Source organism: Streptomyces sp. NBC_00443 (genome assembly GCF_036014175.1).
Taxonomy (GTDB): domain Bacteria; phylum Actinomycetota; class Actinomycetes; order Streptomycetales; family Streptomycetaceae; genus Streptomyces.
In genome coordinates this window covers 415860-427866 of the sequence record NZ_CP107917.1, presented here as the reverse complement: position 1 = coordinate 427866, position 12007 = coordinate 415860, and the positions used below count along the sequence as shown (strand labels likewise).

The 12007-nt window shown below is 71.3% G+C and carries 9 protein-coding genes and 2 pseudogenes; 2 read left to right on the top strand and 9 right to left on the bottom strand.

Going from position 1 to position 12007, the window contains the following annotated elements:
• The 9 genes and pseudogenes from OHO27_RS01995 to OHO27_RS01955 form a co-directional block, all read right to left on the bottom strand.
• A complete protein-coding gene (locus tag OHO27_RS01995) occupies nucleotides 1-807 on the bottom strand; it encodes an SDR family oxidoreductase (RefSeq protein ID WP_328430321.1) in 807 nt (268 codons plus the stop codon).
• Between the two features lie 195 nt (nucleotides 808-1002).
• Nucleotides 1003-2582 (bottom strand): annotated as a pseudogene (locus OHO27_RS01990) (GMC oxidoreductase).
• A gap of 126 nt (nucleotides 2583-2708) precedes the next feature.
• Complete coding sequence (locus OHO27_RS01985; protein ID WP_328419678.1) at nucleotides 2709-3623, bottom strand: cyclase family protein; 915 nt, start codon at nucleotides 3621-3623, stop codon at nucleotides 2709-2711.
• A gap of 862 nt (nucleotides 3624-4485) precedes the next feature.
• On the bottom strand, nucleotides 4486-5934 hold the full coding sequence (locus OHO27_RS01980; protein ID WP_328419676.1) for a chloride channel protein: 1449 nt from the start codon (nucleotides 5932-5934) through the stop codon (nucleotides 4486-4488).
• Nucleotides 5935-5952: 18 nt separating this feature from the next.
• Nucleotides 5953-6258: an SHOCT domain-containing protein gene (locus OHO27_RS01975; protein ID WP_328419674.1), complete on the bottom strand. Its 306-nt coding sequence runs from the start codon at nucleotides 6256-6258 to the stop codon at nucleotides 5953-5955.
• A 135-nt stretch (nucleotides 6259-6393) separates the two neighbouring features.
• Nucleotides 6394-6837: a DUF6325 family protein gene (locus tag OHO27_RS01970; protein ID WP_328419672.1), complete on the bottom strand. Its 444-nt coding sequence runs from the start codon at nucleotides 6835-6837 to the stop codon at nucleotides 6394-6396.
• Nucleotides 6838-7005: 168 nt separating this feature from the next.
• Entirely contained in the window at nucleotides 7006-7806 is an 801-nt protein-coding gene (locus tag OHO27_RS01965) for a hypothetical protein (protein ID WP_328419670.1), read from the bottom strand.
• Nucleotides 7803-9050: a hypothetical protein gene (locus OHO27_RS01960; RefSeq protein ID WP_328419668.1), complete on the bottom strand. Its 1248-nt coding sequence runs from the start codon at nucleotides 9048-9050 to the stop codon at nucleotides 7803-7805. The genes OHO27_RS01965 and OHO27_RS01960 overlap by 4 nt, the downstream gene beginning before the upstream one ends.
• Nucleotides 9051-9231: 181 nt before the next feature.
• Nucleotides 9232-9888, bottom strand: a complete 657-nt coding sequence (locus OHO27_RS01955; protein WP_328419666.1) for an ATP-dependent endonuclease — start codon at nucleotides 9886-9888, stop codon at nucleotides 9232-9234.
• A 180-nt stretch (nucleotides 9889-10068) separates the two neighbouring features.
• On the opposite strand from OHO27_RS01955, the gene OHO27_RS01950 reads away from it, so the two are divergent.
• Nucleotides 10069-10779: a DinB family protein gene (locus OHO27_RS01950; protein WP_328419664.1), complete on the top strand. Its 711-nt coding sequence runs from the start codon at nucleotides 10069-10071 to the stop codon at nucleotides 10777-10779.
• Nucleotides 10780-10851: 72 nt separating this feature from the next.
• Nucleotides 10852-11956 (top strand): annotated as a pseudogene (locus tag OHO27_RS01945) (hypothetical protein).
• The last annotated feature ends 51 nt before the right edge of the window (nucleotides 11957-12007 follow it).

The window sequence follows — 12007 nt, the reverse complement described above, 5'->3', positions numbered from 1 at the left end:
TCAGCCGCCGGTGGCGAAACCGGGGAAGAGGGTCATCCCGCCGTCCACGTAGAGCGTGGCACCCACCACGTAGTCCATGAGGTCGGAAGCGAGGCCGACGGCCGCGTGCGCGATGTCCTCCGGGTCGCCGACGCGGTCGTAGGGAATCAGCTTGAGGAGGTCGTCGCGGGCCGCGGGCGTCTCCCAGGCACCGCGATTGATGGGGGTCGCGATGGCGCCCGGGGCGATCGCGTTGACGCGGATCTTCTTCGGCGCGAGTTCCTGGGCGAGCGTCTGCATCATCATCTGCACGCCGCCCTTGGACGAGGCGTAGTTGACGTGCCCGGCCCACGGGATGACCTGGTGCACGGAGCTCATGCAGATGATCTTGCCGGCCGCGCGCGACACCTCCGGGACGACGCCGCGCCGCAGGAACTCCTTGGTGGCTTCCCGGGCGCACAGGAACTGCCCCGTCAGGTTCACGTCGATGACCTTCTGCCACTGGGCGAGGGTCATCTCGGTGAACGGGGCGTCGCGCTGCAGGCCGGCGTTGGCGACCAGGATGTCGATCGTGCCGAACTCCTCGACCATCCGGTTCGTCATGGCGACGACCTGCTCCTCGTCGGAGACGTCCGCCTCGTATGCCGCGGCCCGCACGCCGAAGGACGTGATCTCCTCGACGACCTTCTCGGCCTCGTCGCGGCCGGCCACGTAGTTCACCACCACGTCGGCGCCGGCCCGGCCCATGGCCACGGCTGTCGCCTTGCCGATGCCGGAGTTCGCGCCGGTCACCAACGCCTTCTGTCCCTGGAGCAGGTGGGCGGGGATCACGTCGCGGGGCGCGCCCTCGGGGAACTCACGATGACTGTCTCTCCATTGCGTGGCCGGATGGCCCGGGCCATGGCCCGGAGGTCAGGGCGTCACACAATCACCGGGGGCGCGCGGCTGCGCGCGGCACGAGCCGGGGTTGCGCCGACCGGCGGATGAACTTCGCCCGCTCGAAGGCGAGTCGCCGGGAATTGCTCAACCCAGGCGTTCCAGGAGGTGGTCGCCCACCCGCAGGGCGTTCGCCATGGCCGTCAGGGACGGGTTGACCGCCCCGATGCTCGGGAAGAAGCTCGTGTCGACCACGTACAGGTTGTCGACATCGTGGGCCTTGCAGTGGACGTCCAGGGCGGAGGACGCCGGATCGGTGCCGAAGCGCACCGTGCCCGCCTGGTGCGCGGTCGCCCCGATGGGCATCCCCTTGTGCAGGTAGATGCTGTGCGACAGCAGGTGGTGCTCGTGCATGCCGAGATGGCCGAGCATGTGCTGGAGCTTGTGCTGCAGGCGCTTCAGCCCGGCCGTGTTGTGGTGCTCGTCGAGCGTCAGGCGGATACGGCCGTCGCCCTCCAGCGTGACCCGGTTGTCCGGAAGCGGCAGGTCCTCCCCGCACAGCCAGAAGTCGACGGCGTGATGGGCCAGCACCTCGAAGGGAATGTCGGGCGCCACCGCCCCGGCCCAGCGCGGGGCCTCGCCGTGGATCTGCTCGGCGTCCGACTTGCCGAGCATCTGGATGCCGCCGAGCGGATACTCCCAGTCGTCCGCGCCGAGGTACCAGTCGTGCAGCGCGAGCGTCTTCTGGAACTGGGTGTCGTTGGGCTCCTTCGACACGGCCATCAGGGCGAGGTTGTTGTGCCGCATGTAGTGGCGGCCGACCACGTCGGAGCTGTTCGCCAGCCCGCCGGGGTGCCGGTCGCTCGCCGAAGCGAGCAGCAGCGCGGCCGAGTTGACCGCTCCACACGCCACGACCACGATGTCCGCCTCGAAGCGGGCCTCCTGCCCGTCCGCGAGCGTGGCGACGACCGTGGTGACGCTGCGGCCCGTCGGGTCGGTGTCGAGGCGCGTGACGTGGGCGTTGGTGATCATCTCGACGTTCGGATGCTGCAAGGCCGGTTCGACGCAGACCACTTGGGCGTCGGACTTGCCCCGGACCAGACAGGGGAACCCGTCCACCCGGCTGCAGCGGATGCACGCGCTGAAGTGGGTCGCCCCGCCGTTGGCGTCCTGGGTCAGGTCGACCCCGATGGGCAGATGGAAGGGGTGCAGGCCCTGCTTCTCCAGGTCGTCGCTCAACTGCTGGATACGCGGCTCGTGTTCGACCGGTGGATGGGCGTACTGCTCGCTGTACGGGCCCTCCCACGGGTCCTCGCCGTGCCGGCCGTGCACGCGGTAGAGGTGTTCCGCCTGGGTGTAGTACGGCTCCAGGTCCTCGTACCGGATCGGCCAGGCGGGGAGAGGCCGTCGTGGTGGCGCAGCTCCCCGAAGTCCTCGGGCCGCAGCCGGAACAGGGCCGCACCGTAGAACTTGGTGTTGCCGCCGACGTAGTAGTTGACCTCGGGCGGGAACTCGTTGCCGTGCTTGTCGAGCCAGAACTCGGGGGCCCGGTACTTGCTTTTGACGAACACGGCCGTGGAGTCCCAGTTGTCGCGCTCGCGCGGGAGGTAGTCACCGCGTTCCAGGACCAGGACCCGTTTGCCCGACGGGGCCAGCCGGTGGGCGAGTGTTCCCCCGCCGGCTCCGGTGCCGATGATGATGACGTCGTACTGGGGGGAGTCGCCCATGACGACCACCGTCCTTGGCTGGGGTGGTCTCCCGCCGCGGCGGTGACCTGGACACGTCTGGGGCCCACTTCGAACGTATACGGGCCCCGCAGATGCGGCATCCGCAGGGGAACCCGTCCCGGCCGCTCACAGAACGGCGATCGGGTTCACCGGCGAGCCGGTGGCCGAGGGAAGCCGCAGCGGGGCGACCACGCACAGGAACTGCGAGCGGGCCGCCCCGGCGCAGGCCTCCGCGAGCTCCTCGAGGTCCAGCCAGTCCAGCAGGTGCACTCCCATGGCGTTTACGGCCAGGACGTGCACGGGGTAGTCGACGCCGGTCACCGCGCTCGGCCCCGCGTCGTTGTTGCCGTCCGATCCGAGTATGGCCACGCCCCGCCCGGCCGGGAAGCGCATCGCCTCCGGATGCAGTCCGGCCCGGGCCTCGGCCGGGTCCCAGGCGCCGAGGCTCCGCCGCCGACCGCGGTGTCCCACGCGCACGAACAGCAGGTCGCCCGGTCCGACCGTGACCTCCTGTGCGGCCTCGGCGGCCTCGAGGTCCTCGGCGCTGACCTGCTCGCCGGGTTCCAGCCACGGGACGCCCCGCAGCCGGGGGATGTCCAGCAGCACACCGCGTCCGACGATGCCGTCCCGCACCAGGTCCAGCGTCAGCGCGCCGGCGTGGTCCGGCGTCACCGTGCTCGCCGGGACACCGCCGAAGAGCTCACCGTCGAACATCACGTGACAGAGCGCGTCGAGATGGGTGTCGGCGTCGCCGTGCACGTTCATGGCGAAGCGGTCGCGGGCGAAGTGCAGCCCTGGGGAGGCGGTCTCCTCCTGGTCCGCCGGCGCGATCATCCGGTGGGACGCGGGCTGCCGATTGTCCGGCCCCGGCGCGGTCTCGATGGGCGCGGCCAGCGAGACGGTCCGCCCGGTACGCACCTCGCCGACGGCGGCGACCACACGCTCGGGCGTGAGCCGACCGAGCGCCCCGCGGTGGCCACCGGTGCCGTCCGCCTGCTCACGCAAGCGGCGGTACAGGGCCCGGAAGTCCGCCTCGGACATGGGCTCCGGCGCCGTGACCCTCGGACGCGAACTCATCACAACCGAAGGCCCGGCCCGGCCGGGCTCCGCCGCGCGGCGAGCTGGACGGGCACTACGAGCGCGGTGCGCTTCCGGCGATCGGCCATGCGAGCTCCTTGTCCGTAGGGCTCCGGCTTCCACTGTCGACCGGGCCGGACGGACACGCACGTTGGCGCTTCGCGGGTTCGGGGCCTCCCGAGACTGAACCTGGCGGGGCGGCGCATCGGGGAAGCAGGGGTGGAGCGGGCGCAGCTCCCGGTTGGGCCGGGGGGCTCGGGGCGCCGGCCCGGTGCAGCCGGGGCCGGGGCCGGGGGTGTTCGGCGTGCAGGGGCCGGGGCCTGTTCTGGTGTGCGGGAGGTCGGGTCGGCTGCTGGTGTGCGACGCCTAGGTGTCCCCGTCGGCCGACGCCCGCTCGGGACGCCCTATGGGCGGCACGGGTGAGTGGCGCGACTGCACGGGTCGCGACTCCCGGCGTTGGCAGGCCGGGAGCCCGGTGTGCGGGGGGCCTTGTCCGGCATGCAGGACCTCCGGTCGGCTGGTGGCATGTTCGACGGTCTCCGCGCCCCGGTCGGCCGGTGCCTGTTCGACTTGCCGACAGCAGTGGGTGCGTGCCTGGATGCGGCTCGGCGCCCGGCGGTCTCAGCCGCTTTCGGGGTTGCCCGGTGTGCGGGGGCCGGTCGGGGGTGGGCCTGGTCCGGCGTACACGAGGTCCGGTCGGCTTGTCCGGTGAGTGGCAGCAACGCATGCGTGCCCGACTCGTCACGGCCCCCGACTCGTCACGGCCCCTGACTCGTGACGGCTCCCGATTCGTGACGGCTCCCGACCGTCACGGCTCCCGGCCCCGTCAGGTGCCCTCGGCGCGGTCGCCCGCTGTTCTGGGGGCCTGGTCAGTCTCGGGCCGGTCCGGTGGGCTCGAGCCCGGGTGGGCCGGGGCGTCGGCCGGTGGTGGGGCCGGCTTGCCCAGTGGTGGCACGGGGCGGCCCGGTGGGAGCAGTTGGGCGGTCACGAAGCCCACCACCGCCGCGAGCAGGACCACGGGAGTCATCGCTCCGCTGCCCATGAGCAGCACGACCAGCACCGCACTGCTCACCGGCAGTCGCAGCGCGGCGGCGGCCGAGGCCGCCATGCCGACCGCCAGGCCGGGCACGACTCCCAACCCGGGCAGGGGGGCCAGCAGGACGCCCAACGCCGCCCCGAGGAACAGCGCGGGGAAGATGGGACCGCCGCGCAGACTGCCCAGACACAGCCCGTACGCCGCCGCCTTGCACAGCAGTACGGCGATCAGGGCACCGACGCCCCAGGAGTGAGGGTCCTCGGCCAGCCGGGCCAGCGTGGCCTGGCCGGAGGACGCCACGTCCACCGGTGTCCGGTCGACGGCCAGCGTGTAGACCGTGGCGCACGCCCCGGCGGCCAGGGCGCAGAGCGTCGTATGGACGACGGTCCGTTTTGAGACGAACACCGCGGCCAGGCGCCCGGTGTCCAGGATCAGGTGCACGGCGATTCCGATCACGACGGCCATCGGAATCGCCCACAGCACGTCCCCGGCGTCGAGGCGCGGCGTGGGCACCCCCAGTGTGAGTGTCAGGTTGCCGATGGACAGGCCCGTCCAGCGGCCGAACCCGGTGAAGACGAGCGAGCCGATCCCGCTGGACAGGAGCGCCGGCAGCATGACGGCGAACAGCCGCGGCCCGCCGACTCCGGCCACCTCGATCAGGATCACGGCTCCGACCAGCGGGTTGCCGAAGATCGCCGGAAGCGCCGCGGCGGCGCCGGCCGCTCCGAGAAGTGCCGCGTTCTGCGTCGTCACCGGGGTACGCGCCAGTTGTCCGAAGAGCAGGGCCAGACCGCCGCCGAGCGCGATCAGCGGGGCCTCGGGGCCGAGGGTGGCGCCCAGCGGCAGGCTGGCCAGGGCCGCCAGGATGACCCCCGGCAGGGACACCGGGGGCAGCCCCGCGGCGTGCAGACCCCCGGCGGGAAGGTGACCGCCGGCTCCCGGCAGATACCGGACCACGAGACCGACGGCGATGCCGGAGAGCGTCAGCAAGGGCAGCGGCCACCACCACGGAGGGGTGTCCCAGCCCAGCCCCGAAGGCAGGTCGGCCCACAGCAGGTGCTCGAGCTCGTGGAGTGCGGCGAGGAACCAGAACGCGGCCAGGGAGACCGGGATTCCGATCAGCGCGGAGAAGACGAGCGCCTTCTGGTAGGCGGGGGTGCGTAACAGCTCACGCAGCCGGTCGGCCTCTTCCGGCTGCGTACCGGTGGCGGTCGCATCCGAGGTCCCCGGCTCAGGCACGACCCCGTTCCTCCCGCGTCAACCGAGGACCTGGCGCTTTTGGGCCGCGAATTCCTCTTCGGTGAGCACACCCTGGGCCTTGAGGTCGCCGAGCTGCTTCAGCTGATCGATCTTGCCGGTCATCTCGTCGGCGGCCGACGGCGGTGCGGCGGGCGCGGGCGCGGCGGGCGCCGGAGGCCCGACGTCCTGCTGGTGGGCGACTTGCCGTTCGGTGTCCTGCTGGGCCCACCGGCCCGCCTGCCGCCGTGAGACGCGGTTCGACACGGCTGTCGCCGTCCCCGCGACGACGGCGGTGCGGGCGACGCCGCGAAGGAGTCCTGGCATGTCAGTCATCTCCCCTGTGATCCGTGGACGGAGTGGCACTGGGTGGGTGGCACTGGGTGGTGTGGCACTGGGTGGTGTGGCAGAGGGTGGCGTGGCGCTGGGCGGTGTGGCACGGAGATGGCGGCATCGGTCCCCTCAGGGCGCCGCCGTCGCCTCGGCGGCCTCCAGCGACGCCAGCAGCGCGTCCACGGGGATACGCCCGCTGGCCACCACCTCGGCCCCGCCGCGCCGCAGCGCACGGGCCAGGGGCGCGGCCCAGACGTTCTCGTACACGACGACGGCGGCGGAGTTGCCGGCCTCCAGCGTGGCCCCGGCCTCGTCCAGGTCGCCCTGGTCCAGCAGTCCCGACGAGGCTCCCTCGAACACCGTCAGGTCGACCTCGTCCCCGACGTTGCGGAGTTCCACCACTTCGACCGAACCATCGGTGCCCTTGTGGATGAAGACGAGGTCGAGGATGCGGATGACGCCCTCCTCGACCAGGTCGACGAGCAGGGGCAGCCCCTCACCCGTCATACGGCTGCCGGGGAACTCGACGATCAGGTAGTCGACGGGCCCCATGTCCCCGATGTCCTGGTGCATGGCCACTCCTCAGAGGTGGGTACGGGCCCGGTCACACCTCGTCGGGCGTCGTTCGCCCGCGGCGCAGCCGGAGGGTCAGCCCCTCCAGCCATTGCAGCACTCGGCCCGGCGCCCTGCATGTTCACGGGGCGACCGGGCCCCCGGCATCGACCGGATCCGCCGCCGACGTCAGGTCTTGACGCTCACTGTCTCGTCGGGCATCCGCGTCGTCTGCCCGCCCGGCCCGCGCCCGGCGTAGCGCATGGCGATGCAGGCCCCCAGATACAGCGCGGCGACGACCAGCAGCAGCGCCTGATAGCCCGTCATCAGCGCCAGGTACTCGAGCGCGCCCCCGGTCAGCGCGCCCAGCAGGTTCGCGCCGAACGCCGAGGTCGGGTCGGCGGCCTGCGCGAGGCGGTCCGAGAAGATGAGGTTGGCGCAGAAGATGGGCGCGAAGGCCAGGGCGATGGCGGCGGCCAGCCGGCCCACGGTGGGCAGGGAGAGCACGGCCTGCGGCGGGACGAGAAAGGCCACCGCGAGGGAGCCGAAGAGCATCAGTTGCAGCACCAGCATGTTGACCCGCCGCAATCTGCGCCGCACCTCGACCGCGGCCAGGACGGAGAGCAGGACACCGAAGAAGACAAGGGCGTTGACCAGCCAGGTCGTACCGAAGTAGAGAGCGAAACCGATCACGTTCTTCGTTTCGAGCAGCAGGAAGGCCGCGCCCAGCAGGAACATGTCGACGTAGCGGAACGTGCTGCGGATGCGGACCCCGGCCAGGCGTACCGACAACAGCGTCACCAGCAGGATCGCACCCAGGGCGCCCAGATAGATCGTGGGGATGGTCCGGTGCAGCAGATACGGGAACGGGTGGTCGTCGGTCGCGGCCGCCGGGACGGGGCCGCTGGGCTGCCAGGTCTGCTTGCAGGACTGGTCGGCGGGGGTCATTCCGGCCACCAGCACGGCCGCGTTCCGTTTGAACGTCGTCATGCAGGGGCGTGGCCGTAGAGGTCGTCGAGGTCCCCGGCGAAGCGGTCGACCAGCCAGCTCTTGCGGTAGTAGTTGTACATCGCGAACGCGCCGTCCGGCGTCAGGTGATCGCGGGCGGCCTCGAACGCCTGCCGGGTGAAGAGGTAGCTCTCCAGGCGCAGGTTGCTCGCGCCCGACACCAGGGTCAGGGAGTCCGGGAGCGCCAGGATGATGAGGTCGTACTTGGCGTTCGTCCGCTCCAGGAACGCCCTCCCGTCGTCGATGTGGACGTGCACCCTCGGATCGTCGTACGGCCTGGCGGGGTGCAGCTGCGCGCCGATCTCCTGCAGGCGGGGGTCGATTTCGACCGCGTCCACGCGCTCGGCTCCGTGCGCCAGTGCGACGGCGACGTCATTGCCGTTGCCGGCTCCGATGATCAGCACGCGTTTGTGCGGATTGCTGGGCGTCTGGTCGTACGCCTGCCGATAGGGCGAGTTCTCCCGCATCAGCACCGGGAGCGGCGCGGTGCTCTGGTGCGGCACGCCGTTGGCGGAGATGTAGAACGTCCGTGTGGTGGTCGGCGAGGACTTCAGCTCGATCTTGTAGTACGGCGACCAGGAGATGCCCGCCGTCGTCGTCTCCAGGAACAGCGCGGCGACCATCGCCGCGAGGGGGACGCCGTAGAAGAGGGTGTTGCGACGCCCGCCGAGGATCAGCAGGGCCACGGCCGCAAGTACGCCCCACACCACCGAGGGAGCACGCAGCCAGGACAGCACGGCGAAGGAGACCGAGCCGGTGATGCTGCCGAGCAGGTCGTAACGATAGGCGTCGAGGGAGGGGAGCTGGCGGAAGAGGTCGGCGGTGATCTTGCCGATTCCGGCCATGATCACCGCGGTCAGCAGGAAGATGGCCGGCAATGTCACCCACTGGGGGAGGCCGGTGGTCTTCACGGCGGTGAAGTAGATGACCTCACTGCTGCTCTGACGGACCTGGACCGGATACGCGCGTACGAAGATGACGAGCAGTGCCAGGGGGATCGGGGTCCAGCGTTTGAGCCACTGTCCGCGCGCGGCGGGGATCAGGAAGCCGATGCCGATGCCGAGGAACGATCCCAGCAGGATGAAGTTCGAGAAGTAACTGAGATGGACGACGTTGGCGCCCGCCCATCTGATCAGCGCCAGCTCTACGAAGAGCATGGTGGTGCTGGCGAGCACCAGCCTCCAGCGCACCGAACTTACCTTTTGTCCGGAATCGGTCAGCTTCATGCCGGGTTACGGTGCCATTTCCGGGTCGATGAGTCGAGATGCCTTGCCGGTGGGAGCCCCGGACGTTGAGCGGGGGCACGGTGCGGGCAGCCGGACGCCAGGCGTAGCCCACGTCAGACGTGGCCCGACGTCAGACGTGGCCGGACGTCAGACGTGGCCGGACGTCAGGCGTAGCCGAATGTCAGACGTGCGCGAGGAGGCGCTCCAGCGGCCAGGGCACACGATCGAGGTCCAGGTGCGCGACCAGCGACTGCGCGTAGAGCGCCTTGCGACCGCTGTGCGTGCCCATGAAGCGCCGCAGTTGGTGTTCCACGGGCCGTTCCCGCTGGGCCGGCTGGTTCCGGAAGGTCTGGAAGGGGCGCGACTCGCCCTGGGCCTCGATCACCTGCTGCACGTTCCCGGCGCCGAGAGCGCGGATCAGCTCGTCCTCCAGGTCGGCGACACACACATGGAACCCGAGCGTCTCCAGCCCGGCGGGCGTGAGACCGGACCCGAGTCCGACCCGCTCCAGATGGCGCCGGAAGTGCCGTTCCTCACCGATGTCGCAGAGACCGGCCAGCGGGAGGCCGAGCCCCGGCGGACCACACACGTCCAGGAAGTGCCCGATGTTCGTCGCACCTCCGAGCGGCACCACCGCGACGCCCTCCGCACCGAGGTCGCGGCCGTGACGCGCGGCCAGCGCTTCGAGGGCGACCTGATCACTGCTTCCCTCGACGAGCACGATCGTCCGCACCTGGCCGCCGGCCAGCTCCCGCGCCGTTGCGGCGGCCGTGCCTGCCCCCGCTCCGCCGGCCGCCCAAGCGACCACCGCGCGGCGCCATCGCGTCAACTCGTCCACGAGACCTCGCTTCCCCGAAGCCATCGTGACACGCCGGAGATCCTGTACGCGCGGACGTTTTCCGTGGACGCGCGGACGCGTGGACGCGTGGGGTGCGTAAATCCGTCGCGCCCCGCACACATGAGCCGTTAGCCTCCGGCTGAGGCGCAGCGAGGTGCGCTTCCTCGAAGGGGGCCCGGCATGGACACCGGTGGTGTGCGGACCGACCGATTCGGCTTGCTGCTCGACCAGTTCGACCGCGCCAGGGAGATGGCCGAGGTACGGCTCACGGGACTCGGCGACGAGGAGTACCTGTGGGAGCCGGCACCCGGCTGCTGGTCGATCCGGCGCCGGGCCGAGGCGACGACGCCGAGAGCCTTCGGTCCGGGGGAGTGGCTGCTGGACCAAGGCGCCGCGGACATCCCCTCCAACGAGTACGCCGAGGTCGCCCGGCAGGCAGCCGGCGGCATGTCCGTGGCGAAGATCGCCGAGGACTGGAGCGTGAGCGTCGAACGCGTCGAGCAGATCCTCGCCCACACCGGCCCGACCGAGCCGGACGAGACACCGATCACCACGATCGCCTGGCGACTGGGCCACCTGCACTACCAGTTCGCGGGCCAGTGGGAGTGGACCTTCGGCGAACGGCGTCAGGACCCCAAGCTGATGGTCGACTTCAGCCCGTCCGCCGCCCTGACGCTCGACCGGTTCTGGGCGGTGATCGACCGCTGGCGCGCGAGCGTCGGCGCCATGACCGACGAGCAACTCGACACACTCGGCTTCTCCCAGTACCCCTACGGCTCCGACCCCGACGAGCCGTTCATCTCCGCCCTGTGGGGTGCCAACCTCGAGTTGATCCACCACATGGCCGAGATCGCGCTCCTTCGAGACCTGTGGCGGGCTCGCCTTACGTGATCAGCGTCCCGTAGTCTCCGCCTGTTCGGGCGGGAACGGGGATGCGGTACCGAAGGCGGGGGACGGGGCGACATGACGTATCGGCGTGCGGTGATGCCGGCGTTGGCCGGAGGGGTGCTGCTGGCGGCGCTGCTCTGGTGGGCGGGGGCGAGTGTGCACGCGCTGGACCTGCCGGGTGCCGACGGCGTGTTGGGCGGGCAGACCGCTGCGGGACTCGAACAGTGGCTCACCCCCTGGTCGTACGATCCTCCGGCCTCGCTTCAGTCCAGCGACCGCTACCGCGAGTTGTACGCCACCGCCCTGCAGATCCGCTTCTGCGCGGTCTTCGCCTTCTTCGTGCTCGGGGCGCTCTCCTGGTCCGCCGGCTGCCGCCGGCGCGGGGCCGGATGACGGCCGCGTTCCTTGCGCTGTGGGTCTGGGGTCTGGTGGCCGGGACTCTCGCGGTGACCGTCTCGGCGCCGTGGCTGATCGCCGCGTGGGGGCACGGCAGTTACCGCTTCCTGCCGCAGCTGGCGAGTGCGATCTCCTCCGGGCGGCAGATCCTGGTGCTGACGGCGCTGGTCGCGGCGGGGGGTACGGTGCTCGCAGCGCGGGTCACCGACAAGGGGACCGAGCCGCCGGCACCGCAGCCCGTGCCGGCGCGCGCCGCCCGCCTGGCCGCCACCGTCGGGACCGCGGTGATCGCGTTGTCCCTGGTGGTGCTGTCGTACCAGCGGGTCGCCGCCGCCATCCAGACGGCCGCCGTAGGGCGTGGGCTGCTCTCCGAACCGGGCGACCTGCTGCGCCAGTGGCTGCTGTTGGGCGCATGGTCGGGCCCTCGGGCGCCGCTCTCGGCGACTGGCTCGTGGTTCGCCTCGGCGATGTGCTGTTGCTCGCCGTGGTGTGGTGGGCGCTACGGCGGTTGCCGGCGCTGCTCACCCGGGCCACGGTCCCGGCGATGGCGGTGGGCGCGGTCTGCGCGACCGTCCTGGGGCTGCTCGCGAGCCAGTTGCTGCGGACGGCGACCGACAGGACGGGCATGAGCTACGGGCCGCTGCAGCTGTTTGCCGGCCTGGGCGGCGGCGTCCCGGCCGCACTGACCTTCGGCTTGGCCGCGGGAGCCGCGGCGGCCGTGACGCTGAGACTGGCCGCGGCGGGGCGCGTCGACGAGACGGCCGAGGCCACGGTCTCCGCGTAGGCCTGCGCCAGCGGCGACACCGGCGACCGTCAGGAGAGCTGACGGTCGCTG